The sequence below is a fragment of the Corynebacterium sp. c24Ua_83 genome (genome assembly GCF_039907245.1).
Lineage (GTDB): Bacteria > Actinomycetota > Actinomycetes > Mycobacteriales > Mycobacteriaceae > Corynebacterium.
The window spans coordinates 35701-59529 of record NZ_JASBOI010000012.1 but is presented as its reverse complement, the minus strand read 5'-3'; the positions used below and the strand labels follow the sequence as shown (position 1 = coordinate 59529).

Here is a 23829-nt window from a genome sequence, read left to right as displayed (position 1 = left end):
CAGCAGAACTCGGCAGCTAAGGGTGAGGCCTCTAAAAAGGACGACAAGGCAGACGAAACCACACGCGCTAAGTCCACCAAGAAGTCCGGCCCCAACCCCACCCCACCGGCTTCAAACCACGGTTCCGGTCACAGCTCTGCCACAGAAAGCAACAACCGCGCAGCTGAGCCGACGCGAGGCAAACGCAAACGTCCCTCTTCCAACGGGGGAAGTGCTTACCCGCGAAATGACTGCGGGGTCACTGCAAATGGCGCTGAGATCAGCGTTCCTCTCCAAACATCATGCGAGTTCGCTGATGCGATTTACGCAGAGGCATTGAAACCTACCTACGCCTATAGGTCTAGCAACCCTAACGTGACGGCTGTACCCCAAGCGAACACTTTGTGAATGACAAGATTTCCTGTTGGCTAGGGTTGGCTCCATGACTAACGGAACAGAACCGTCACTGCCTCTAGAGATCACGGAACAGTTGGGTGTGATCTCGGGGCAAAAGGTGGGTTATGCCCGGGTGAGCTCGAAAGATCAGAATCTTGATCGCCAGATTGAGCAACTCAAGGCGGAGAAGGTCTTCACCTATTACACAGATAGGGCTAGTGGTGGTTCACGAAAGTGGCCTAGTCTTGATGAAGCGATGCGGTATGTCCGTGCGGGGGATCAGCTTGTGGTCGCCGTCGATGGATCGGTGCGCGCGGTCCTTAACGGATCTGTATGCCATTGTTGACGAGTTAGTCAGCAAAGGGGTGTCGGTGGAGTTCCTCAAGGAGGGACAGATCTACTCGAAGGACTCCACCCCGATCGCCAAGCTGATGCTCGGGCTGCTGGGTTCGGTGGCGGAATTTGAACGCTCAATCATTAGGGAGCGTCAAGCCGAGGGGATTGCTCGAGCGAGGGGTGTACAAAGGTCGTGCCCGCGCGCTTACTGCGGAGCAGGTTGATCAGGCGCATGCATGGGTGGATGCTGGTGTACCGAAAGCGGAAGTCGCACGACGTTTTGAAGGTAGGGCGAACAACGCTGTATAGCCGCTTTGGCAAGCCAACGCGAACTACGGATTTGGCTTAAGGAGACCATGGTCAGGTCGATCATATCGATAGCGAACTTGGATAATCCGACCTATTATAGCAGTAGTCAAACAGTATGGATTATCTTAATAGAGAAATCAAATAGAACCTAACGACCATGGAGAACCCTGCCAACAGGAGGACTTCGCCGACTAAAAATATGAGACCTCCGCCAATGTTAGGGCTATTGTCTTCCATGCTTTTAACAAGTACGACAGCCACCGCTCCAGCGGCAATGATCGCCCACCCTGTAGCGATTTTATTTGGGACAATTACCGCAAGAAAAATGCCCAAAAGGGCAGAAATTGCCGAGATTATTACAAGAGATTGATTGAAGGAATCAAAAAACTGGCTCTCCGTACCGTAAGATGGGTCATAAAAAGGCATTATGATCCATCTTGATAAGCCAAACAAGGACAGAGAAATAAGAATAAGTTCAATAATCGGCAAGAAAAGAATGCGCTTTATCAAATTAATTATTCCTTAAAAATCATGAGGAGCATTCTTTACGACTTGATAGTAAACCTGGGCTACATTTCCGCACCGATACCTATCTACACTGTATCGTGAGTATACACCTTCGCAGGTTAGCAATAGCTGCGAGTGGAACCTTTCATCACAAAATGATTGGGTCCTTTCTCCTCGAGAAACAGCCTGGTAGCACATATCATGAATAGCGCAAGGTCCTCTGAAATCTGCATTCTTTACTCCTCCAGAGTATTCATCAGGGCTAGATGTGCAGTAGTCGTTTAGATTTCCTCTATGCCAGTCATATAAATAGTAGCTAGGGACTGGAATGATTGTCACTACCTCTTTTCCGCCCACTACACGAGAATCTCTAGTTTCTGCATTGGCGACAAGGACATTTCGTGCGCCTATCTCCACATTCCCCCCCACTGGCCAACTCAGGATAAAGAGCAACTAGTTTATCGTTAAGTAGCTTCTCTCCCACTCGTGTAGTGGCGATGTTTCCTAGATACACACTTAGATCCAGTCGACTTTTTGAGAAGTTTTGAACAACATTTCCTTTACTGTCCAAAAATTGTTCGGAAGTAGGGTATCCATAGATACCTTGCTCACGTCCACTCGCTTCCCAGATCAACTGCTGTGCTCCCACAACGCTATGTGCTCCATATTGTGGGTGCCAGTAGATCTTCCCGCGGGTGAAGTTATGGAACCGTCCGATGCCGTCAGGGGTTTTTGTTTCATCACCTGTGGGGTAGCCAAGCGGGCCTTTTTCTGCCCCGGTTTGCACCCACTTGTCGTAGATCGCCCCGTGGATTGTGGCCAGTCCTGCCAATGAGCCGTAGATGTGGCCGTGCTCGAAGGATTGCTTACGCCCGATACTGCCAGACAGGCCAAATTCGTCAGTGGTGGGGTAACCTAGCGGTCCACGTTCCCATCCGATACGTGCCCAAGCGACAGAGAAGTGCGTGGTGATCGAATGAGCACCGGTATTAGGGTGCCAGTAGATGAATCCGTTGACGAACTCGTTGCGGCGCCCCACACCATCGGGAACCTTCAGTTCGTCGGATTTTGGCCAGGTTAGGAAGCTTTGTGGTCCGCCGAGGGAGTCGTACTTTTCGCGGATCTTTCCGCAGACCTTGAACGGGCTGGGCCAGTACGTTCGGCACGTATCGACAACGGCAAAAGTCTGGATCCCAGAGCGTGCCTGTGTGGCCTGTTCTTTAGCTTCTTGGACCTCGGCGCGGTTGGCCTGTTCCTTGGTGAAACCACCAGGGATTTCTTCTTTATCGGAACGCATCTGTCCTGGGATGACTTTGCTTTTGGGGTTGATGGTGGGGTGCCAGTTTTTGCCCGCTTGGTTATCTACGTTGTTGTCGTCGAAGCCTGGTTCTGCCGGTTCGAGATCTTCGCGCCCGGGTGCGACGTAATCGGCGTTGTTGTCGCCTGGTGTGCTGGCGGCTGCTGGTGGTTGTGCGGGCTGAGCTTGCACGGTGGGGGTGAAGCCGATGCCGAGGGTGAGGGCGAATAGGAGAGTGGTGATAGTGCGAGATGGTCTGGCCATGTTGGGTCATCTTTCGCTGTGGTGAATGGTTAGAAATGAACTTAGCGCAAGATAGTTCCTTTGGGGATGAAAAATGGTTGAATAGTTGGGAAATCTTGTAAATATGCAGGAAGGTTCCTGAACTTATTCTGCATGGCTGTTTGTCGACAGTCTATTCAGCGCTATATCTGTTCTTCTTATATATGGAGTAGGTGAGCGGCCGGGAGAGGGGTGCGATGCGACGTGCCGTGAAAGAGATGCGAACTCCCCGGACTTTCCTCATATCTCGAGCCAGGCATACTCGGAGGCAATCGACGTGTGGCATTGTTCACCCCGATAGCCACGTATCCGGCAGCAGCCTCAAGTACTGCCCCCGCTTTCAAGCGGCGTCCGGTTTTCCCTTCCCCATCATCTGCACTACGTGTTCAGTGCCCAAGTCGATCAGTGCCGACAGATTATTAATCGCACTCGAGTTCGCGGAACGGAAGGCCTGCACGCGGTTCCTGACGCCTTTGCCAGGTGTAGCGGAGTCGTATTGGGCCTGGATTGAGAACACAGCATCGATAAGGGCTGTACTGATCTCCTGGGGGTAACCACCGCGGTAGGCGGTGAAGTTTGATTCGGGGATGTGGCGGGTTGCGGCAATGACAGCGTCAAGCTGGGCCGAGGTTATGGTCATGCCTTTGAGATCTCCGTATCAGTGGTATTTGGTACGCCTACGTGGGCTGCATTGATCCCTAAAGCGAAGTAGTACTGTACCCCATGCGAACATCACGGTCACTGACCCCGATTCCGGTGATACTCATGCGATGGACTGCCGCGTGGGCTCGGACGGCAGCACTCTAACTTGTCAGGTAGGAAAATCGAACGATTACGACTTTGGGGCAGACTTCGCCCTGAAGCAAAAGATGTGGTTCGACTACCTCACAATCGCCACTCCCCAGTAGGACTCCCCCGCGCCCTTCACGGATCAGGCGAACGCTAGGCAGGGGTCAGCGCACCGGCAGTAGCGATCACCGCGAACTCCGCGATCCAGATCCACAGCCAAGGGCGCTTCGGTAGCAATGGCAGCTCGTCTGCCAGTGAAGGCCGGGCGAAGATGGACTGTGTCGCCGAGTCGAAGGATTCCCACACTTCCCGGTAGCCGGACTCCGTGGCAGCCCACTGCCGAACCGCCTTGGTATCGCGGTTGTTCGCATACATCCAGAACAGTGCCGGTCCGGCAAACATGAGGAAGTAAAGTACAGCCAGGAGGATCTTCAGGCCTCCATCGACGTCCTCCATCGAGCCGGATAGGATCCCGAACAGCATCATCGCACCCAGGATCAATGCCAGCCAGGCCGCGATCTTCTTCGCGGTGCTCGGGCGGTACTTCGACAACCGAATGCGACGAGCTTCCAGATCCTGCTCATCGGAAGTGCGCACGACCTGCCCATCATGTGGATCCTCGTCGGGCATCCAGCCAGCCAGATAATCCTTATCCTGCGGGCGCTGCGGGTCCTTGTAACTCATGGATCTCAGTGTAGGCACTGCGCCGGACAACCCACAGTTCATTGTTCGATTTCGAGGGCTACACTGTGAATGTCCCTATGACTGTCCCAATGGACGTCCTATTTCGCCGACGCATAAGAGGAAACATACAGACGCAGTGAGCCAAACCAGCCCCGACCATCAGCCCTCCCCACTATCCCCGAAGCCCCCGCGCAACCCCGCGGAGTTCCCCATCCCCCAACGCCCGAGCGCTTGGGAACTGTTCAGTACCTTCAACTCAAAGGCCTCGGGCTGGGCTGGTGGACTGCGAGCCGCACTGTCGTTGCTGATCCCCGGCACTATCGCATGGTCGTTGGGCCACACCGATGCGATGTTGCTAGTTGCTGGCGGAGCGTTCACCGTCATCTACGGCGGCAATCTGCCGTACCGCATCCGCCTGAAGGTGATGGCGTTCTCCGCCGTCCTGCTGGCCGCCTGCCCCACCATCGCCGCCTGGCTGGGCAAGATGATGTGGGAGCACATGGATTCCGGCGGCTCGCACTGGTGGCTACTCATCGCCGGCGTGTACTGCACCTTCCTCTCCGGCGTGTTCACCTACGCCCAGAATGCACTGCGCCTGCCGCCACCGGGCGGCTTCTTCATCGTCATGGTCTCCGGCGGTGCCACCATGATCGCCCGCAACGACCTCAACCCGCTAGCCATCGGCGGCTGGGCCCTGTTCGGCGCGTTCGTCGCCATCATCGTGGGCATGTTCCCCGCCCTGTTTAACCCGCGCGGCCCGGAGCAACAGGCCATCCGCACCCTTAACAACGCAGTAGCAGACTTCGCTGAGGATCCAAGCCCCGGCAACTACTACCTGGCCCGCACATCCCTCTCCGAGGCATGGGCCACGCTCATGGGCGCGGGCATCGTCTCCGGCGGCAGGGTCGTCCGCGAATCACAACGCGGCCTGGTGGTGCAGGTGCAGCAGGCCCGCCAGAAACTCATGGCCGCCAGTGCGCACTCGGGCTACGTAGATACGGACGAGGACTTCTCCGATACCAACGGCATGGTCGACCCCACCCGCACCGCAATCCCACACCACAAGCCATCAGTGAAGTACCGCTTCGGCCGTTCCCTCAATATCCACAGCCATGCAGAGCTCAGCATGGAAAAAGTGGTGCTGGCCAGCCTGGTCTCTTGCGCCCTCACGATCTGGCTGGGCCTGGACCGCCCCGACTGGGGCGTGATCACCGCCCTGCTGATCCTGCAGTGGGGTCCGGAGAAAGTCCCCGGCACCATCCGTGGCGTCCACCGTCTCTTGGGCTCCATCCTGGGCATCGGCCTGTTCGCCATCGCCCATGCTTTCCAAATCGGTGGCCTCCCCCTGCTGTTCCTGCTGGCTGCCTGCCAATTCGCCGCGGAGTTCTTCATCGTCAAGAACTATGCGTTCACCGTCATCTTCACCACACCCATGGCGCTGATGATGGGCAACTCTCTGGACCGTCCGCTCGGCGACGTGGTGATCGATCGCCTCGCCGAGGTGTGTATTGCGGTTATCTGCTCGTTTATCTTCTTGTGGCTGTGGCGCACTACGTCGGACGCCCACTACCACCGCCGCCTGGTAGGCCACTGCGAAGCGGCAATGGGTGCATTGCTGGGCGCCTTGCTGATCAACCCGCCGGACCGCGCGCTCTACGCGCGCCGCGATCTGCAGTTCGAGCTGCTCAGCGAGCGCAAGCACATGATGAAGATGATCAACAACAACTCGCCCTATGCACGCAGCGTGTGGGCCAAGCACAACCAGCTGCAGCTCACCGGATATACCCTGCTGGATTACTGCAACGCCCACGCGAACGAGGAGCTCTCCTTAAGCGAGATCAACCGCCTGGCCGCGGCAGTGCGCCAGCTCGGCTGAGCCTAGTGGGCGTCAAAAGATCTAGTCGGCAGATCTAGTCGGCGTCAGTAGACAGAGCCGCGACGAAGGCCTCCTGCGGAACAGAAACCGAACCGATGGCCTTCATGCGCTTCTTGCCTTCCTTCTGCTTCTCCAGCAGCTTGCGCTTACGTGACACGTCGCCGCCGTAGCACTTGGAAAGAACGTCCTTGCGCAGGGCGCGGATGTTCTCGCGGGCAATGATCTTGGAGCCGATGGCGGCCTGCACCGGCACTTCGAACTGCTGGCGCGGGATGAGCTCCTTGAGCTTCACCGTCATCTTGTTGCCGTACCAGTGGGCATTCTCGCGGTGGACAATAGCGCTGAACGCATCCACCGGGTCGCCCTGCAGCAGGATGTCCACCTTCACCAGGTCGGCCAGCTGCTCGCCGGCTTCCTCGTAGTTCAGCGAAGCGTAGCCCTTGGTGCGGGACTTCAGCTGATCGAAGAAGTCGAAGATGATCTCGCCCAGCGGCATGGTGTAGCGCAGCTCCACACGATCCTCGGAAAGGTAGTCCATGCCGCCCATCTGGCCACGCTTGGACTGGCACAGCTCCATCGTCGCGCCCAGGAACTCCGCCGGCACGATCACGGTCATCTTCACAATCGGCTCGTAGATCTCGCGCATCTTGCCACCCGGCCAGTCCGAAGGGTTGCGCACCAGCACCTCGCTGCCGTCCTCCTTGACCACGCGGTACACCACGGAAGGAGCGGTGGAGATCAGGTCCAGGTCGAACTCGCGCTCCAGGCGGGCGCGGGTGATCTCCATGTGCAGCAGACCCAGGAAGCCACAGCGGAAGCCGAAGCCCAGGGCCACGGACGTCTCGGGCTCGAAAGTCAGGGAAGCATCGTTGAGCTGCAGCTTCTCGATGGCCTCGCGCAGATCCGGGTACTGGTCGGCGCTGATCGGGAACAGGCCGGAGTACACCATCGGGGTCGGCTCCTGGTAGCCCTTCAGCGGGGTTTCCGCACCGTTGACGGCCCAGGTGATCGTGTCGCCCACCTTGGACTGGCGGACGTCCTTCGCGCCGGTGATGATGTAGCCAACCTCGCCCACGCCCAGGCCCTTGGTCTTCGTCGGCTCCGGGGAGACCACGCCGATCTCTTGGGTCTCGTGGGTCGCGCCGGTGCTCATCATCTCGATCTTCTGGCGGGATTCCAGCCTGCCGTCCATCATGCGCACGTAGGTCACCACGCCGCGGTAGATGTCGTACACGCTGTCGAAGATCATGGCGCGGGCGGGGGCATCGGCATCGCCGACGGGCGCGGGCACCAGCTCGCAGACCTTATCCAGCAGCTCGGATACGCCCTCGCCGGTCTTGCCGGATACCCGCAGCACGTCCTCCGGCTCGCAGCCGATGATGTGCGCGATCTCCAGGGCGTACTTTTCCGGGTCCGCCGCGGGCAGGTCGATCTTGTTCAGCACCGGGATGATTTCCAGGTCGTTTTCCATCGCCAGGTACAGGTTCGCCAGCGTCTGCGCCTCGATGCCCTGTGCTGCGTCGACCAGCAGGATGCAACCCTCACACGCCTCGAGGGCGCGGGAGACCTCGTAGGTGAAGTCCACGTGGCCAGGCGTATCGATCAGGTGCATCACCAGCTCTTCGCCCGCGTGCGCGCCGGTCTTCGGCACCCAGGGCAGGCGCACGTTCTGCGCCTTAATGGTGATGCCGCGTTCGCGCTCGATGTCCATGTTGTCGAGGTACTGGTCGCGCATGTTGCGGTCCTCGACCACGCCCGACATCTGCAGGATACGGTCCGCCAGGGTGGACTTGCCGTGGTCGATGTGGGCAATGATGCAGAAGTTGCGGATCCTCTCTGGGTCCGTAAACGTCTCTGTGGCGTAATTCTTCTGCTTGGCTGCCATTTGCCCTCCTCTTTCGCTTATGCGTAACCCTACTATGCATCGCCCCGGAAGTAGCAGACGGGGTTTAGCTGCGAACCTTATTACTGTGCGCACGTGGTTCGGGTAATCTGTCACCTATGGCTGGTTCCGAAGGAAGTGTTGTGGATGTGACGCCCCCACGGGGGAAATCCCGCAATCCCATTGGGGCCATCAAGGGGTTCTTCCAGCGGTTTTATATCCGTCATTTCACGCGCCGGCAGGCTCTGAAGCGCGGCATCGCTGAACTTAATGCACACCTGGGAATGGGGGCGGAGTACGCCGGTTTGGCGGGCGACCGGGACGAAACCATCAAAACTCCCAGCCGGGAGCTCGCCCGCCCCGTCACCTACATCCCGGACATGGACGGGCAAGCGGATGCTGGTGAGGTCGTGTGGGCAGACATCCGCCCGAAGAAGGGAGTGCCCCCTGAGCGGCGCGCGGTGCTTGTGGTCGGGCGCAAGAGCCACCGGCTTCTTACTCTGCTGATTTCCTCCCGCGAGGAGTACGCTGATCAGCCGATCTGGGTTCCCATAGGAACCGGCCCGTGGAGCTCCGGCGCGGACCGCGATAGCTGGGTGCGTATAGATAAGGTGCTGCAGGTGCCGGAATCTCACATCCAGCGCCGCGGCATCCCGCTGCCCTCCCGCCGTTTCGATCGAGTAGCCAACGTGCTGCGCCAGGAGTACGGCTGGGGCTAGATGTGGGGCTAAAAGCCCCGCCCGGAGCTTTTTGCCTTTTCTGCTCCCCTGCTGCTAACATTTCCCGAGTTCACAGTGCTGCTCGTAGCAGCCACTAGCGCTAACCCCTAGCGCCAGCGCCGTTGTTGAGACGCACTGCGAGGCCACGCCGCATCCCACAGGACCTTGGGTGGGGTGTTAGAGACCGCGCGGCCGCGGCGGGAGCCCGCTCCCCTGAACAGGTTTTTTCCGAAGACTTTTTGAAAGAAGAGGTACGCCACCATGGCAAACATCAAGCAGCAGAAGAAGCGCGTTCTCACCAACGAGATCGCTCGCAAGCGCAACCAGGCTATTCGTTCCCGCCTGCGCACCGAGACCCGCAAGTTCAACGCCGCCGTTGAGGCTGGCGACAAGGAAGCCGCTGAGGCTCAGCTGCGCGTCGCTTCCCGCTTCTACGACAAGGCCGTCACCAAGGGCACCATCCACCGCAACAACGCGGCAAACAAGAAGTCCGGCATGGCCGCTCGCTTCAACAAGATGGCCTAAGGTTTATCCAAAAGATTCTCCAGCCGGCACTTGCCTGAATCGAGGCCCGCACCCTTCTACAGAGGTTGAGACGTTGCGTCACAAAGCAACAACAGTAACAACCTCCCCCGGGTGCGGGTTTTCGTTATGCCCTAAGCTTAAGAGCTAGATTAGGGCTGGATACAGCCACAGCTGACCGCTGCTAATGACTTTTCAAAGGAGTTCGACAAAGGGATGAAGGATCGCTTCCGCTCAGCCCTACTCGGCACCGCCCTGGGCGATGCGTGGGGTTACCCGTACTTGAACGAGCCGCAGCCCGAGCGCACCCCGCTACCCGATTCGCTGGTGATCAGCGACGCTACGCAGATGACCCTGGCCCTGTGCGCCGCTATGGCGGAGATTGACGACGGGGACCTGGACCGCGAAGAGGGCATGCAGGCCATCGGCCAGCACTTCATCAACTACCACGGCGACAGGGACTACGACCGTCACCCCGGGGCTTCGAACACCGAGTCTCTGGAGCGGCTGAGCCTGCTCGGGGCGGAGCACTGGGACGATGTGGCGACGCACTCGGGTGGCGCCGGTGCCGTGATGCGCGTGGCCGCCAGTGCTTTGCTCGCTCCCGCCGATGAGGGCGTGGGCTGGTCCGTCCTGCAGGGCATCTTGACTCACGACTCGGGCGTGGCCCGTGCGGCATGCGCCATGGTGGCCTGCATGCTGGCTGCGAAGAAGGGCACCCGCCTGCTCGACGTCGCAGAGGGACTGGCTGGCGACGAGAACTTCGATAACGATAGCCTGCTGACCAACGAGGAGAAGCTGGACATCCTCACGGACCTGGACGAGGCCCTAATCACGGATCTGACCGGCCCTGACGTTCCGCTGAGTGAGCTGATCTCGCGGGTCAGCGCCGTGCACGAGCATCTCACCCCGTTCCTGCAGCAGGGCGACTTCGAGGAGCTGTACCGCCATAGCGGCAAGTTCGTGCAGATTCTGGGTCGTGGGTGGGATGCAGGCTCCTGCACCGCCTCTGCCCTACTGCTGGCGCAGCTGTACCTGGATAATCAGGATCAGTACGCCCCGCACGACTTCCTGCACGTTGCCGTGAACTGGCCGGGCAACCGCAGTACTCGCGCGTCGCTGACCGGCGCGCTGATCGGCTCCCACCTGGAGGGTGGCGTTGACGCATGGGAGGAAACCCGCGAGTACGATTTCGAATCCCGCTACGACGACGCTGTGCACTGCGGCGTGTGGAAGGGCTTCAGCGCCCGGTAGCGCTATACCCGCTGCGCTATCTGCGCGCTGGCTGCCCGCCAGCGACGTAGGCGATTTTCCGCACCGCGTCCTCGACCGCGAAGTCGGGGTCGGCGCTGTGGCCCTTCACTCCCGCGTCTAGCTCCGCGGTGATCTGCACCGCCTGCGCGATCATGGGGGTGGTCCAGCGCCGGGCGGTGCGGATCGTTTTATCCAGCTTCCACGGTGCCATGCCGAACTTCGCCGCATCCCGGCGGGAGTTGATGTTGCCCGCGCCCGCCACCTTCGCGATGTCCGCGATCCCGGAGCTCAGCGCGCTGGCCAGCAGAACCGGCGCCACGCCCAGCTGTAGCGCCCGGCGCGCCAGCGCCACTGCGGCGCGGACGTTTCCGGCGATGGCGTAGTCGGCTACTTCGAAGCCGCTGACCTCCGCTTTGCCCTGGTAGTAGCGCTTCACCGCTGCAGCGTCCACGTGGCCGTCCGTATCTGCGATCAGCTGGCTGATGGCGCTGGCCAGCTGGCGGAGGTCGCTGCCCACCACGTCCAGCAGCAGCTCGCACACTTCACGGGTTACCCGCGCGCCCTGGCTGCGGAACTCTTGGTCGATGAAGGCCAGCTGTTCGCGGCCTTTGAGCGCCCCGGCTTGGAATACCACCGCGCCGAGTTTCGGCCAGCTATCCACCAGCTTCTTGTTGCGCCCCTTGCCGGTGTGCACGATGATCAGCACCACCCCGTCGGCCGGGTCCTTGATGGCTTGTTCTAGAAGCCCGACGATCTCCTTGCCCGTATCCTCCACGCCGGTGACGACCACAATGCGGTCTTCGGCGAACAGGCTGGGGCTGAGCAGTTCGGCCAGTTCGGGTGCGCTCAGTTCCGAGGCTTTGCGCATCTCTACCGGCAGGTTTGGGTCTCCGCTGGCGGCCCGCGCTTGGTCGACGATGCCCTGCCTGCGCCGTTCGGCCAGGAAGTCATCGCCGCCGACGATCAGGTTGATGGGTGCGGGATGCTCGGGGCGGTTCATGGGTTCGATCTTGCCAGATCTGCGCGCGCGACTTCTAACGGATCTCCACCTTGTCCTTGCACGGGTAGTACACGGGCACCCCGTTGGGCATAAAGCTGGGTCTGTCGTGGGGTTTCCCGCACTGCGTCACAATCACCGCCACCTGTTGCGTTCCCCCTTTCTCCGCCACGGATGTGTCGATCTGTTGCTGTTGCCGCATCGCTTGATCGTCGTCGCGGACCTGAAACACTGCCTTGCCGGTAAGGTCCACCGGCCCTGTCTGGATTGCTGCGGGTGCATCTGGTTTTTCTAGTTTTATGACGCCCCCTCGTCCCCACACCCCTATCATCAGCACCCCGCACATAAGCGTGGCCCAGCCCCACCGGAGAGTGCGCCAGTAGCGGGCGTAGCGCACGCTCGCCAGCACTACCGCCAGCAGTGCGCTGGCGATGCCCGCCCATGCCCATCCGCCTGGGGTGGCAAGCATAGGCGCGCTAGACCCCGTGCGGGCCACCTGCAGCACCCATGCCGCGCATGGCACCGCGGGGGCGATGATGATCTTGGCCAGCAGCATCGTCACCGGTGGATAGATCGCCGCCAGCAGTGCTGCCATGAGCCCCAGTACGGTGATCACTGGAACCACCGCCGTCACCGCCAGGTTGCAGAGGACCGCGACCAGGGAGACTTTCCCCGTCATATGAACAATGATCGGAATGGTCACCAGGTCCGCTGCGATAGCCACCAGAACCATGCGCACCACCATCGCCTGCAGCTGGGTGGGTCGCTCGTGGGCGGGCAGCCAGGGAATCAGCGGCATCCTGGTCAGTATGGCTTTTGACCACCAGGGAAGCACCACCACGATGCCCGCCGTTGCCGCCACCGAGAGCACGAAGGCGTAGCTAATGGCCATGTCTGGGGAAAGCACCATCAGCGCGATAATGGCCGCGCTCAAGGAGGCGATGATGTCCGTCCAGCGGGCAGAAGCCACCGCCACCAGGCCGACGCTGCCCATGATCGCCGCGCGCAGCACACTGGGTTCCGGGCCGACCAGCAGCACGAAGGCCACGAGGGCGCCGGCTGCCACCAGCAGCCGGGTGAGGCGCCCCGCCCGGCAGGCCGTGGCCAGCACCAACGCGGCTCCAGTGACTACCGCGACGTTTGAGCCCGAGACCGCGCTGAGGTGGCTTAGCCCAGTGACGGTGAACTGGTTGCGCAGGGTGGAATCCTGCATGCTGACGTCCCCCATCACCATGCCGGGCAGGATTTTCCCGGCTTCCCACGGCAGGTCTGCGCACAGCGCGTGGAAGCCTCTGCGCAGCCAGGCGGTGACGGCCCATATGCCCTCCGGCTCGGTGATGTTCTCCGGCGCTCGGGTGGCGGACAGGGTGACGGGAACCATCTCTGCCCCGCGGGCGGGGCGCATGGTGGCGGCAATGTCGAAGCTCATGCCGGGTTGGAGAGCCGTGAAATCGCTTGCGTCCACTGCACGGACCGCATCACCGCCAGCGCCGACTGCGCCTGCGTCTGTGGCACCGGCTCCGGCTTCGGTTCCGGCCAAATCGGGGCGCAGAAAGAGTGGCACCTCCCCCAGGCCGTCGACGTCCACGGGGACCAGCACCGTCCCCTCCGCAACTTGTTTTGGCAAGCCCGCCACCGTTACCCGCTGCTGCACACTGCCCGCTGTAGTGGAGAGGTCCTGCAGCAGCGGCTGGGCGTCAATAAGTAAGATCCGCCACCACGTGCCCAGGCCCACCGCGCTGGCGACGGCCCCAACAGTCGCAGCGCTGCGCGCGAGGAGGCGGCGCCACGGAGCTCCGTAACTGCGGCGGGCGTGCCACCACCACGCAACGCTGGCGAGCGTGATGAGTCCTCCTACGACAAGTGGCCAGAAGCTGCGGGTGAGGATGATCGCGGCGGCCATGAGCCAACACCCGAGCGCGACGGGGACGAGTCGCAGATCAACACCGCGGGCTTTGGTGACGGCTTCCGGACTGAACGGCTCCGGCGCGCCCAACACCAGCGAGCTAGATAGTGACGGCATCGCGCATCGCTTCGAACTTCGCCGGGCCAATGCCGCGGACGTCCAGGAGCTGCTCGATTCTGGTGAAGGAGCCGTTGGATTCTCGCCAAGCGATGATGGCCTCGGCGGTGGCGGGCCCGATGCCGCTGATGGTTTCCAGCTGCGCGGCGTCGGCGGTGTTGAGGTTCACTTTGCCGTCTGCGCCGTCTGTGCCACCCGCGCCGCCGGAGTTTCCTCCCTGCGCTGCTGACCCGCTGCCTGACCCACCAGGTTTAGTCCCGTCCGCACCTGCGCCGCCGGCCCCACCCGGCGCGGCTTGCGCTCCACCGGCGTACACCACGCGCGAGCCGCGATCATCCACCACGATCTGCATGCCATCGCTGACCGGCTCCGCCAGATTGATGCCCAACACCACTGCCTTCGGCAGGCCGCCGCCTGTGGCTTCTATGGCCTCGCCTACCCGTGTGCTGGCCTGCACCCGGAGCAGCCCGGGGTGATGCACCATCCCCTGCACGCTCACCACGACTTCCTGGTTATCGTCCTGCTCGATGGCCTGGCCGCCGTCCCCCGCCGGGGCCTGCCCCGTCCCGTCTGCCGCCGCGGCACCACCCGCACCTGTTTCAGTGGTGCCACCAGGTACCCCGGGCCCGCTAGTGGTCGCCAGCATGTCGGCGCCGCCTGCTCCCGCCCCGTCATCCGAATCTTGCCGTTGGCAGGCGAAAAACGTGACGCTGATGAGGACCGCCACGACCACCGTGACGATAAGCCCCCTGGATGCCGTGCTGCCTATGACCGTGTGCGTGTCTAGGTCAACGTTGGCGAGCTCATGCTCGGGCATGGGCTGAGCCAAAGCCTCAGCGCGGGCGCGAACCTTGTCGGCGGAACTTTGCCGCATACGTCGTGTGGACATGCGCCGATCAGACCATGCCCTATAGACCGCCAGCCGTCAGGCACCGCAAACGGCACATCAAAACCCCAGGAGGCTGTGGAAAACTCCTCCCCTGTGGATAACCCGCGAGTAGAAGCTCCCTGTAGTCTCTCCTGAGCTACTCGGTGTCGCTGCTCTCTGCGCTGTTATCCTCGGCCTTCTCGCCGTTCGCCTCGGGCGCCTCCGGCGCCTCTGCAGTCTCGGCGGACTTATCTGCCACTGCCTCGGCAGAATCGTCTGCTTCTGTGTCGGTCGCCTCGACATTCTCCGCCGTACCTCGCAGCGTCGCCACCACGCCCAGTGCCCCCTGCCCCACGTGCAGCTGCAGGACCTCCGGGATTCTCACAATACTGACCTCTACCTGCGGCAAGGACTTCCAGGTCTCTATCCGAACCTGCCTGCGCAGCGAGTGCGGGCGCGGCTCCGGCAGATCGGTTGGGGCCTCCAGCTGGTTCAGCTGCTCAATCATCTCCCCCAGCCGCGCCGATAGATCCACTGCCTGGTCCTCGGCATCGCTGTGGTGCACGGCAATCTGCACGTCCCGCGGGTTGCCCTTGCCCGCCACGGCCTCGTCGATCACCAGGCGGCGCACCAGGTCCACCACGCGATCCATCGCCTTGGCCTGGGTGCGGGTCTTCGCCGCCAATGTCAGCTTGCCCTCAGTCACCTGCAGAATCGGCTTGATCGCCAGCGTGGAGGTCAGCAGCGCCTGCCCCACCGACAGGCGCCCGCCCTTGCGCAGCACATCCAGCTGGTGGACGTACAACCACAGGGAGGAGTTCTTCAGCGACTCCTCCGCCACCGCCACCACGGTGTCCAGGTCCGCACCTTCGCGCGCGGCCTCGGCGGCGCTCAGCGCAGCGAAGCCCAGCACCATGCCGATGCTCTTGGTATCCAGAACTTTCACCTGGCCGTCGAACACTCCCGCCGCCACGCACGCATTGGCATAGGTCGCGGACAGCTGCTTGGAAAGGTGCAGTGCCACCACACCCGCATCCCCACCGCGTTCCATCAGGCGGGCGTAGCTCGCGGTCAACTCCAGGCTGCTCAGGCTCGAGGTTGTCTGTTCTTCCCCTTCGCCCTCCACGTGCAAGTCCAGCACAGTGATGCCGGCCTTCTCCGCAAGCTCCTTCGTCAGGCAGCAGGAGGAATCGGTGACAATCTGGACAGTCACTACCTACCTACCTTCGCTGGGGTTGTGCGGGTTGGAGCGGGTGGCGTCATTACCCAAAGAGCTAGGGGCAGCACCTGGAAGGGCACCCTCGTCCGGGCTTGCGTCGGTGGCCACGCCCAAGTTCCAGCCCTCCAGGTGCCACTGCGGCAGCTTCCACCAGTCGGCGCGGCTGGAAGGCACCAGTGGCACCGTGCTTCCGTCGACCGCCACCGGGGTGGTGCCGGCCGCCTCACCAGTAAAGCGTGGGCGGGCCAACAGCTGCGACCAGCAGGCATTACCCAGGCCGGTGAACACCGGGTAGTAGCGCACCGGCAGGTCCAGCAGGCGGGCGGTAAGAGCACCGATCGTGCCGCCGTGGGCGACGATCATCACGTCGCCCTTGTCGAAGACATCGGTAGCCATGATCTCCTCGATCACAGAGTAGGCGCGCTCGGCAACCTCCAGGCGCGTCTCTCCGCCCGGCGGAGCCCACTGCGGATCGTGGCGCCAATACGCACGCTGGCCGGGGAAGTCGCGGTCCACCTCTTCGCGCGAGGCCCCCTGCCACTGCCCCAGATCCGTCTCCCGCAGGCGGGTATCGGTCGTCACCTCGCAGCCGAAGGGCTCGGCCAAGATCAGCGCCGTATCGTAGGCGCGCTTCAGGTCGCTGGCGATCACCCGCGCGATGCGCTTATCCCCCAGCATCTGCGCGGTGACCTTGGCCTGCTGCACGCCCACCGGGGACAGGTCAGTATCCAGCTGTCCCTGCATACGCCCCGTGGCGTTGTACTCCGTCTGTCCGTGACGGACCAAAAAGACCCTGCGCTCGCCCATGGTGAAGACTTATCAGCTTCTACAGCTCGTCCGCATCCGGGGCGGGTCCGGCCAGCGGCAGGTCGTCAATGCTGGTGGCCTCCAGAACGTCCACTTCTGCATCGGCATCCCAGTTGCTTCCGCGGTCCACCTGCTCCACGCCCTCGACCTCGATCTGCGGAGCATCGCGCCACAGGCGGTCTAGCGCGTAGAACTCGCGCTCTTCCTTGCGCTGGACGTGCACCACAACGTTGCCGTAGTCCAGCAGCACCCAGTGGCCCTCGCCGCGCCCCTCACGGCGGGTTGGCTTGGGGCCGTCCTGGCCCACCTCGTATTCCACCTCGTCGACGATGGAGTTCACCATGCGCTCGTTATCGCCGCTGACGATGACGAACACGTCCGTAATGGCCAAACGGTCCGAGACATCGAGGACCAGAATGTCCTCCCCCAACTTCTCGGCCGCTGCGCGCGCCGCCACTCCGGCGAGCGCGATCGAATCTGCAGTAGCAGTCAAAAAATCTCAGCCCTTCATGATTGGTTTAAAACACATCCAGTCTAGCAACCCACCAGCTATTCGCTGGGAACGTACATGCCGTGCTTGGCGATGTACTGCACCACGCCGTCGGGCACCAGGTACCACACGGGGCGGCCATTCGTCGCCCGCTCGCGCACGTCGGTGGAACTAATGGCCATGGCGGGGATCTCCACCAAGGACAGGCGCCCGGCTGCGACTTCCTGCGATAGCGGATCGTCGCTGCCCTCGTCGCCCTTCGGCAGTTCATAGCCGGGGCGGGTAACACCCACGAAGTGCGCCAGGTCGAAGATCTTCTCCCAGTCCCGCCACGTCACAATCTTCTGCAGCGCGTCGGCGCCAGTGATGAAGAACAGCTCGGCCTCGGGGTATTGGGCGCGGATGTCCGCCAGGGTATCCACGGTGTACGTATCCCCACCGCGGTCGATATCCACCCGAGAGACCAGGAAGCGGGGGTTCGAGGCCGTGGCGACCACCGTCATCAGGTAGCGATCCTCCGCTGCGGAAACCTTCTTGTGCTTCTTCTGCCACGGCTGGCCGGTGGGCACGTAGATCACCACATCCAGGTCAAACAGGTCCGCAACCTCGCTGCCGGCCACCAGGTGCCCGTTGTGGATGGGATCGAAGGTGCCGCCCATGATGCCGACCCGGGTGGGCTGTGTGGTGGTCTTCTGCACTGTTGCTTCTGCCTTCTCTTCTTCCGGGCCGCGCTTCCGGCCGCCCGGGGCTTTATGTTTCCTGCCGGAAGATTCTAGTCTGGGGATGTGTGGGCGTTCGATCGCCCAAATTATAGGTGAAACAGCAGGGAGTGTCCGATCTAGCGATGAGTACGAACGCTTGGGTCCCAAATCAGCACGGTGCATGGGCGATGCTCATTTTGCCGATCGCCACGGGGCTGATCACCGCCGCTGTTATCGCTCCGTCCTACGGCAATCCGGTGCAGTGGTTGGCGCTGACCTTCATGCCTCTGGCCTGGATTTTCGGCTACTTCACGTTCTTCGCCTTCGGCCTGTGGTTCAAAACCCGCGCACCCGCCCGCCGTCGCGCTTACCTCTGGCCCACGCTGACGTACGGGGCTCTAACCGCCATATTCTCCGCGATTGTGCTGTATCTGCAGCCGCGATTGCTGTGGTGGTGCGTGCCGTTTGTGCCACTGATCGCGGTGGCTCTGATGGAGGTCTTCAGGAGGCGCCCCCGTAGCCTCATCTCCGGTATCTCCACCACGGTGGCAAGTGCCCTCATGTACATCGTCGCGGTCTCTGCCAGCGGTTTCTCCATCCTGCCGTGGTTCTTCAGCGAGGCCCCCGTCGCCGTTTGGGTAACCACACTGGTCATCGGCTTGTACTTCACGGGCACGATTTTCTACGTGAAGACCATTATCCGCGAGAGGGATAACGCGCCCTTCGAGCGGGTTTCGCTGCGTTACCACCGCATCGCGTTGTTGATCACGCTCATCACCTCGCTAACGGCCGCTATCGACGGTGGTTACACCGCCAGCGGCCCGCTAATGATCCTGGTGATGGCCGCCGCTGCCCTGCGCGCCAAGCTGATCCCACCGATCGCCAAGGCTAACCCCCGCGAGTGGACGCCCAAGAAGGTCGGCATGTGGGAGATACCGATGTGTCTGGTCCTGGCAGTCGGCGCGAGCCTTACGCTCGTGGTGTAGCTGTTCTTTCTTTATGACGCCCATTTATCAACCGGAGAAGTGAGCGCCAGCGCCACACTTAGGGGCGAACCTGGCCTTCGCCGTTGATAACCCACTTGGTGCTCGTCAGCTCCGGCAGCCCCATCGGGCCGCGGGCGTGCAGCTTCTGGGTGGAGATGCCGATCTCCGCACCGAAGCCGAACATCTCTCCGTCCGTCCAGGCGGTAGAGGTGTTGATGGAGATTGCGGCTGCGTCGACGTACTGCTCAAAGTAGCTAGTGGTCTTGTAGTCGCGGGCGGCAATCCCCTCGGTGTGGCTGGTGCCGTAACGGTTGATGTGGGTCACGGCTTCCTCTACGCCGTCGACGATGGCCACTGCAATGTCAAAGCTCAGGTACTCGTCGGTCCAGTCGGTTTCCTCCGCCTGGACGACGTCGTTGATCAGCGGATCCAGCTGCTTCTTCTCACCGTGCAGGGTCACGCCGGCCTTCTGCAGCTCCTCCAGTACGTAGATCTTGTCCGGGTCCGGCAGGGCGGAATCCAGCAGCACAACCTCGGTAGCGTTGCAGACGGAGCAACGGCGGGTCTTGCCGTTAATAACCAGCTTGGTGGCTTCCTCGATGTCCGCAGAGGAGTCAATGTAGAAGTGGCAGTTGCCCGTACCGGTCTCGATAGTGGGCACGGTAGCACCCAGCACCACTGCGTTGATCAGCCCAGCGCCGCCGCGCGGGATAACCAGATCCACCAGGCCACGGGCGGTAATTAGGTCCTGCACCGAGTCGTGGGTATCGCACGGCAGCAGCTGCACCAGCTCACGCGGCAGGTTGTGGCTTTCGGCAACATCCTGCAGGATCTGCACCAGTTTTTCATTGGTATGGCGAGCAGACTTGGAGCCGCGCAGCAGCGGCACGTTGCCGGACTTGATGGCCAGGCCGAAAGCATCGACGGTAACGTTGGGGCGAGCCTCGTAGACCATGCCCATCACACCCAGCGGCACACGCACCTGCTTCATACGCAGACCGTTGGGACGGGTGTGTCCGCGGACGATTTCGCCCACCGGATCCGATAGCCCGATGACCTGGCGCAGGCCGCCGGCAATACCGGAAATGCGCTCGGTATCCAGCGCAAGGCGGTCCAACAGGGAGTCGGCGAAGCCGCGCTCCTTGCCCGCTGCAATATCCTTCTCGTTGGCGGCGATAATGTCCGCCGCATTAGCCTCCAGCGCATCTGCTGCGTCAGCCAGCAGATCGTTCTTCTGCTGGGTGTTCAGCAGCAGCTGGGAACTGACCTCCTTGGCCTTTTTAGCCTTGGCTAGAACTTCGTCGCGTTCTGCCTGGCGTTCTGGGGAAAGGGTGTTCTCTTTAGCTTCGTTGGAGTTTGTCATACCAACCCATGCTAGCGAACTAGCCCCTAAGCTGCGGCACGTTGTTGGAAACCTGAATGCAGCATCGGTTCCTTGAGGGTAGTGTGACTTAAAGCACCGCTTCCCCGAAGTTGAAGCATATTTTCATGAACTGCTTTGTCTTCGACTTTCGCAGAAAGGAATCCGAATGAGTTCCCTAGCAACACGCGGCAGCTACCTTTTGGCTGCCGTTCTCGCCGGTGACGCATTGATCTCCGTCAAGCCGCCTAAGTTCATACGCCGTTGCCTGGAGGGCGTTAAGTTTCCCGAAGATTGGTGGTGGGCGCTGATCGCGATCAAGTCTCTCGCAGCCACAGGGCTGGTTTACGGTGCGGCTACCGGCAACGCTTCAGTCGCGACAACGGTCTCAGTAGGTGTACTGGGCTATTTCCTTTCCGCAATCATCGCTCACATTAAGGCGAACTTCCTCGGATCAGAATTCTGGATCAACTGCCTGGGAATGACGGCTCTTAGCGCAGGCGTCCTTTCCTTTAATGCGAAGTCCATGTAGGGGCTTGCTTCGCCACACAACGGCACCGCCGCGCAGCTAACGCGGCTTCAGCCCCTCCGGGCCAAGGGATCACACCCCTACTAACCCTTTAGCTGCGCTCGGTTAGCGTAATGGGACATGTAGTCGGCGTGCACCACGGGCCTCCGGGCGAACTCGGGTAGGTCGGAGGTCGACTGGCCAATCAGGTCGTGCAGCATGGCGGAATCGTATGCCACCTCACCACGGCCGACGATGTTGCCATCCGGCCCCACCAGGTCCACCACGTCGCGCTGCGAGAAGTCGCCCTCGACCTTGGTGATACCCACCGACAGAAGGGACTTGTGATTCTCGGTCACTGCATGCACCGCGCCGGCATCCAGGTGCAGCTGGCCATAAGAATCTGCGGCGTACAGCACCCAGAACTTCCATGCGCTCAGGCGATCCTGATCCGGCCAGAAGCAGGTCCCTACCTCCGCGGTATCCAGGGCCGCGCCGATGTTCTCCGTGGAAGTCAGCAACACCGGCACGCCCGCGCGGGAGGCCAGGCGGGCAGCCGATACCTTCGCCGCCATGCCACCAGTGCCGAGGCGGCCACCGTCGCCTGCAGCCACGCCCTTCAGATCCTTGGAACTCTTCACCTCGGCGATGAACTGGGCGCCCGGTTCGGCCGGGTTACGGTCGTACAGGCCGTCCACGTCGGAGAGCAGCACGCAGGCATCCGCGAAAGCCAGGTGGCTCACCAAAGCAGCCAAGCGGTCATTATCACCGAAGCGCATCTCAGAGGTAGCAACCGTATCGTTCTCGTTGACAATCGGCACGGCCTTCAGCTGGCGCAAGCGGTCAATGGTTCGCTGGGCATTGCGTGCGCGGTCGCGCTCTGCGGCGTCCGAAGCAGTAAGAAGAACCTGGCCAATAGTACGACCGTAACGGGCGAAGCTACGCGCCCACTCCTGGGCCAGCAGCACCTGGCCGACAGACGCGGCGGCCTGCTTGGTAGCCAGGTCGGTGGGGCGCTGGGCGAGCTCCAGTGGGCCCATGCCGCAGGCCACAGCACCAGAGGAAACGACGATGAGGTCGGTGTCGCGCGCCATGCGCGCCTCCAGCGCGTCGGCGATCATGTCGATCTGGTTCGGGTCCACACGGCCGTCGTCGTCGGTCAGGGAGGAAGATCCGATCTTCACCACCAGACGGCGGGCGTGGGCAATGTCGGCACGCACATCGGAATCGTGCCCCATTGCCGGATCGTCTTCGTCCGCCTCCGGTTCGGGGAACTCAATGGACGTCGCGGGTACCACTGGGCCCGGCTCGTGCACTGGCCTTTGCCCGTAGGTCGGCACGGGCGTGGCTAATTCGGGAGTCATCTCCCCCGGTCCTGCGTAGCTAAACGCGGACTGGGCTGAACTGAACTCTTTTTCGTCTGCAATGTCGGAATCGGAGGATGACATACACACTAGTATGCCAGCCCCGCTCCCGGGGTTGTGCAGATTGGTTCAACGTGGCTACCCCTGCCAGCGTTCGCGCTCTGCGACCTCCCCGTCGCCGAAATCGTTCTCGTCGATCAGGCCGCGGCGGGCCTGCGAGGCGCGCTTGCGTTCCTCCGGGGTAGCACGGGTGTTCTGCTCCAGGCGTATGTCGGTGCCGCGCCCACTGCGCATGACGTCCACACCGGCGGCGGTCTGCGGATCCCACTCGAAGGTGATCTCCCCGATCGTTACCTCGCTGCCCGCGTCCGCGCCGGCCTTGTAGAGTGCTTCCTCCACGCCGGCCTTCGCCAGACGGTCGGCCAGGTAGCCCACGGCCTCGTCGTTTTCGAAGTCGGTCTGGCGGATCCAGCGTTCGATCTTCTCGCCACGGACGATGAAGGCATCCTCGGCGGACGGGTCGACCTCCACCTCGAAGTCGGCAAACCGTCCGCCGGAGCGCTTGCGCAGCCCCTTCGGGGTAATCACCTGTGCGGGCTTCTCCTCCACCGGATTGGCCTTGCGGTGGGCCTTCACGATGTCCAGCAGCGCATACTTCAGCTCGTCCAAGCCCTTGTGCGCCACGGTGGAGATGCGGAAGATCGGCCAGCCGAACTCCTTGAGCTCTTCTTCCTGCAGGTCGGCCATGTCGGCAGCATCGGGCACGTCCATCTTGTTCAGGATGATCACGCGCGGGCGCTCGCGTAGGTCGCCCAGCCCGGAGTCGCTCGCCAGCTCCTCCTGGTAGTTGGCCAGCTCCTTCTCCAGGGCCTTGATGTCCGCGACCGGATCGCGGTCTGCCTCCAGCGAGGCGGCGTCCACAACATGGGCCAAAACGGCGGTGCGCTCGATGTGGCGCAGGAAGTCCAACCCCAGGCCCTTGCCCTCGCTGGCGCCGGGGATCAGACCCGGCACGTCGGCGACGGTGAACACCTCGTGGCCGACGTTGACCACACCCAGGTTCGGCACCAGGGTCGTAAACGGGTAGTCCGCGATCTTCGGCTTCGCGGCCGACAGCACGGAAATCAGCGAGCTCTTACCCGCCGACGGGAAGCCCACCAGGCCGACGTCTGCCATGGACTTAAGCTCGAGGATGACGTCTTTTGCCTCGCCAGGTTCGCCCAGTAGCGCGAAGCCCGGGGCCTTCCTGCTTTTGGACGCCAACGCCGCGTTCCCCAACCCGCCATGTCCGCCCGCGGCGACGATCATCCGCGTGCCCTTGCCTGTCAGGTCGGCAATTGCCTCGCCCTTGGAGTTAAGCACAACGGTGCCTTCCGGCACTTGGAGTACGAGGTCTTCCCCGCGCGCACCGTGTCGGTGATCGCCAGCGCCGTTGTTGCCACGCTGAGCCTTGATGTGAGGGTGGAAGTGGAAGTCCAACAGGGTGTGCACCTGTGAGGAGACTTCCAGGATGATGTCTCCGCCGTGGCCGCCGTTACCGCCGTCGGGGCCACCGAGGGGGACGAACTTCTCGCGGTGAACAGAGGCGCAGCCGTGGCCGCCGTCACCGGCCTGCAGATGCAGCACTACGCGATCAACGAACTGTGGCATAGCTTTCCCTTGCTTTCTTTTCGC

At 61.9% G+C, this 23829-nt stretch carries 23 protein-coding genes; 8 read left to right on the top strand and 15 right to left on the bottom strand.

The window, feature by feature from the left end:
- Positions 1-421 precede the first annotated feature (421 nt).
- Together QKE30_RS08175 and QKE30_RS08170 are read left to right on the top strand one after the other, a co-directional pair.
- Entirely contained in the window at positions 422-721 is a 300-nt protein-coding gene (locus tag QKE30_RS08175; protein ID WP_293818871.1) for a recombinase family protein, read from the top strand.
- A complete protein-coding gene (locus QKE30_RS08170) occupies positions 624-935 on the top strand; it encodes a recombinase family protein (protein WP_337955988.1) in 312 nt (103 codons plus the stop codon). The genes QKE30_RS08175 and QKE30_RS08170 overlap by 98 nt, the downstream gene beginning before the upstream one ends.
- Before the next feature lie 205 nt (positions 936-1140).
- On the opposite strand, the gene QKE30_RS08165 is transcribed toward QKE30_RS08170, so the two are convergent.
- From QKE30_RS08165 to QKE30_RS08150, 4 genes are all read right to left on the bottom strand, one after another.
- Positions 1141-1530: a hypothetical protein gene (locus QKE30_RS08165; RefSeq protein WP_143336417.1), complete on the bottom strand. Its 390-nt coding sequence runs from the start codon at positions 1528-1530 to the stop codon at positions 1141-1143.
- 367 nt (positions 1531-1897) lie between these two features.
- Positions 1898-3088, bottom strand: a complete 1191-nt coding sequence (locus QKE30_RS08160) for a hypothetical protein (protein ID WP_347934554.1) — start codon at positions 3086-3088, stop codon at positions 1898-1900.
- A 358-nt stretch (positions 3089-3446) separates the two neighbouring features.
- A complete protein-coding gene (locus QKE30_RS08155) occupies positions 3447-3746 on the bottom strand; it encodes a hypothetical protein (RefSeq protein WP_347934553.1) in 300 nt (99 codons plus the stop codon).
- A 302-nt stretch (positions 3747-4048) separates the two neighbouring features.
- A complete protein-coding gene (locus QKE30_RS08150) occupies positions 4049-4579 on the bottom strand; it encodes a hypothetical protein (protein ID WP_239201120.1) in 531 nt (176 codons plus the stop codon).
- Positions 4580-4715: 136 nt separating this feature from the next.
- On the opposite strand from QKE30_RS08150, the gene QKE30_RS08145 reads away from it, so the two are divergent.
- Complete coding sequence (locus QKE30_RS08145; protein WP_347934552.1) at positions 4716-6455, top strand: FUSC family protein; 1740 nt, start codon at positions 4716-4718, stop codon at positions 6453-6455.
- A gap of 34 nt (positions 6456-6489) precedes the next feature.
- Here QKE30_RS08145 and lepA read toward each other — a convergent pair whose 3' ends face one another.
- On the bottom strand, positions 6490-8340 hold the full coding sequence (lepA, locus tag QKE30_RS08140) for a translation elongation factor 4 (RefSeq protein WP_239201113.1): 1851 nt from the start codon (positions 8338-8340) through the stop codon (positions 6490-6492).
- Between the two features lie 116 nt (positions 8341-8456).
- On the opposite strand from lepA, the gene QKE30_RS08135 reads away from it, so the two are divergent.
- The 3 genes from QKE30_RS08135 (at position 8457) to QKE30_RS08125 (ending at position 10832) form a co-directional block, all read left to right on the top strand.
- A complete protein-coding gene (locus tag QKE30_RS08135; protein ID WP_035005334.1) occupies positions 8457-9056 on the top strand; it encodes a type II toxin-antitoxin system PemK/MazF family toxin in 600 nt (199 codons plus the stop codon).
- A 261-nt stretch (positions 9057-9317) separates the two neighbouring features.
- Entirely contained in the window at positions 9318-9581 is a 264-nt protein-coding gene (gene rpsT, locus QKE30_RS08130) for a 30S ribosomal protein S20 (RefSeq protein WP_005296442.1), read from the top strand.
- A gap of 213 nt (positions 9582-9794) precedes the next feature.
- Entirely contained in the window at positions 9795-10832 is a 1038-nt protein-coding gene (locus tag QKE30_RS08125) for an ADP-ribosylglycohydrolase family protein (protein WP_239201106.1), read from the top strand.
- A 16-nt stretch (positions 10833-10848) separates the two neighbouring features.
- Here the strand turns inward: QKE30_RS08125 and holA are convergent, their stop codons facing one another.
- The 7 genes from holA to nadD form a co-directional block, all read right to left on the bottom strand.
- On the bottom strand, positions 10849-11832 hold the full coding sequence (gene holA / locus QKE30_RS08120; RefSeq protein ID WP_239201104.1) for a DNA polymerase III subunit delta: 984 nt from the start codon (positions 11830-11832) through the stop codon (positions 10849-10851).
- A gap of 34 nt (positions 11833-11866) precedes the next feature.
- Entirely contained in the window at positions 11867-13852 is a 1986-nt protein-coding gene (locus QKE30_RS08115) for a ComEC/Rec2 family competence protein (protein ID WP_347934551.1), read from the bottom strand.
- Complete coding sequence (locus QKE30_RS08110; protein ID WP_347934550.1) at positions 13836-14726, bottom strand: ComEA family DNA-binding protein; 891 nt, start codon at positions 14724-14726, stop codon at positions 13836-13838. The genes QKE30_RS08115 and QKE30_RS08110 overlap by 17 nt, the downstream gene beginning before the upstream one ends.
- 151 nt (positions 14727-14877) lie before the next feature.
- Entirely contained in the window at positions 14878-15933 is a 1056-nt protein-coding gene (locus QKE30_RS08105; RefSeq protein WP_239201101.1) for a DegV family protein, read from the bottom strand.
- A gap of 3 nt (positions 15934-15936) precedes the next feature.
- Positions 15937-16746, bottom strand: a complete 810-nt coding sequence (locus QKE30_RS08100; protein WP_239201100.1) for a histidine phosphatase family protein — start codon at positions 16744-16746, stop codon at positions 15937-15939.
- Positions 16747-16765: 19 nt separating this feature from the next.
- Positions 16766-17239 carry a ribosome silencing factor gene (rsfS, locus tag QKE30_RS08095; RefSeq protein WP_005296457.1) on the bottom strand — a complete coding sequence of 158 codons (474 nt, stop codon included), beginning with the start codon at positions 17237-17239 and terminating at the stop codon, positions 16766-16768.
- Between the two features lie 56 nt (positions 17240-17295).
- On the bottom strand, positions 17296-17934 hold the full coding sequence (nadD, locus tag QKE30_RS08090; protein ID WP_347934549.1) for a nicotinate-nucleotide adenylyltransferase: 639 nt from the start codon (positions 17932-17934) through the stop codon (positions 17296-17298).
- Positions 17935-18080: 146 nt separating this feature from the next.
- Here nadD and QKE30_RS08085 point away from each other — a divergent pair, with 146 nt between their 5' ends.
- On the top strand, positions 18081-18923 hold the full coding sequence (locus QKE30_RS08085; protein ID WP_239201099.1) for a YwiC-like family protein: 843 nt from the start codon (positions 18081-18083) through the stop codon (positions 18921-18923).
- 58 nt (positions 18924-18981) lie between these two features.
- On the opposite strand, the gene QKE30_RS08080 is transcribed toward QKE30_RS08085, so the two are convergent.
- Entirely contained in the window at positions 18982-20286 is a 1305-nt protein-coding gene (locus QKE30_RS08080) for a glutamate-5-semialdehyde dehydrogenase (protein ID WP_239201098.1), read from the bottom strand.
- 166 nt (positions 20287-20452) lie between these two features.
- Here QKE30_RS08080 and QKE30_RS08075 point away from each other — a divergent pair, with 166 nt between their 5' ends.
- On the top strand, positions 20453-20815 hold the full coding sequence (locus tag QKE30_RS08075) for a DoxX family protein (RefSeq protein WP_239201097.1): 363 nt from the start codon (positions 20453-20455) through the stop codon (positions 20813-20815).
- Between the two features lie 80 nt (positions 20816-20895).
- On the opposite strand, the gene proB is transcribed toward QKE30_RS08075, so the two are convergent.
- Positions 20896-22239: a glutamate 5-kinase gene (gene proB / locus QKE30_RS08070; RefSeq protein ID WP_347934548.1), complete on the bottom strand. Its 1344-nt coding sequence runs from the start codon at positions 22237-22239 to the stop codon at positions 20896-20898.
- A gap of 54 nt (positions 22240-22293) precedes the next feature.
- Positions 22294-23805, bottom strand: a complete 1512-nt coding sequence (gene obgE, locus QKE30_RS08065) for a GTPase ObgE (RefSeq protein ID WP_347934547.1) — start codon at positions 23803-23805, stop codon at positions 22294-22296.
- Between the last annotated feature and the right edge of the window lie 24 nt (positions 23806-23829).

Bases quoted from the DNA above. Each gene is read 5' to 3' on its own strand.
- QKE30_RS08170 (WP_337955988.1), top strand. From the start codon at position 624: ATGAAGCGATGCGGTATGTCCGTGCGGGGGATCAGCTTGTGGTCGCCG.
- obgE (WP_347934547.1), bottom strand. From the start codon at position 23,805: ATGCCACAGTTCGTTGATCGCGTAGTGCTGCATCTGCAGGCCGGTGAC.
- QKE30_RS08085 (WP_239201099.1), top strand. From the start codon at position 18,081: ATGAGTACGAACGCTTGGGTCCCAAATCAGCACGGTGCATGGGCGATG.
- QKE30_RS08075 (WP_239201097.1), top strand. From the start codon at position 20,453: ATGAGTTCCCTAGCAACACGCGGCAGCTACCTTTTGGCTGCCGTTCTC.
- lepA (WP_239201113.1), bottom strand. From the start codon at position 8,340: ATGGCAGCCAAGCAGAAGAATTACGCCACAGAGACGTTTACGGACCCA.
- QKE30_RS08175 (WP_293818871.1), top strand. From the start codon at position 422: ATGACTAACGGAACAGAACCGTCACTGCCTCTAGAGATCACGGAACAG.
- QKE30_RS08155 (WP_347934553.1), bottom strand. From the start codon at position 3,746: ATGACCATAACCTCGGCCCAGCTTGACGCTGTCATTGCCGCAACCCGC.
- QKE30_RS08135 (WP_035005334.1), top strand. From the start codon at position 8,457: ATGGCTGGTTCCGAAGGAAGTGTTGTGGATGTGACGCCCCCACGGGGG.
- QKE30_RS08100 (WP_239201100.1), bottom strand. From the start codon at position 16,746: ATGGGCGAGCGCAGGGTCTTTTTGGTCCGTCACGGACAGACGGAGTAC.
- QKE30_RS08110 (WP_347934550.1), bottom strand. From the start codon at position 14,726: ATGCGGCAAAGTTCCGCCGACAAGGTTCGCGCCCGCGCTGAGGCTTTG.
- QKE30_RS08160 (WP_347934554.1), bottom strand. From the start codon at position 3,088: ATGGCCAGACCATCTCGCACTATCACCACTCTCCTATTCGCCCTCACC.
- QKE30_RS08115 (WP_347934551.1), bottom strand. From the start codon at position 13,852: ATGCCGTCACTATCTAGCTCGCTGGTGTTGGGCGCGCCGGAGCCGTTC.
- QKE30_RS08150 (WP_239201120.1), bottom strand. From the start codon at position 4,579: ATGAGTTACAAGGACCCGCAGCGCCCGCAGGATAAGGATTATCTGGCT.
- rpsT (WP_005296442.1), top strand. From the start codon at position 9,318: ATGGCAAACATCAAGCAGCAGAAGAAGCGCGTTCTCACCAACGAGATC.
- holA (WP_239201104.1), bottom strand. From the start codon at position 11,832: ATGAACCGCCCCGAGCATCCCGCACCCATCAACCTGATCGTCGGCGGC.
- QKE30_RS08125 (WP_239201106.1), top strand. From the start codon at position 9,795: ATGAAGGATCGCTTCCGCTCAGCCCTACTCGGCACCGCCCTGGGCGAT.
- QKE30_RS08080 (WP_239201098.1), bottom strand. From the start codon at position 20,286: ATGACAAACTCCAACGAAGCTAAAGAGAACACCCTTTCCCCAGAACGC.
- proB (WP_347934548.1), bottom strand. From the start codon at position 22,239: ATGTCATCCTCCGATTCCGACATTGCAGACGAAAAAGAGTTCAGTTCA.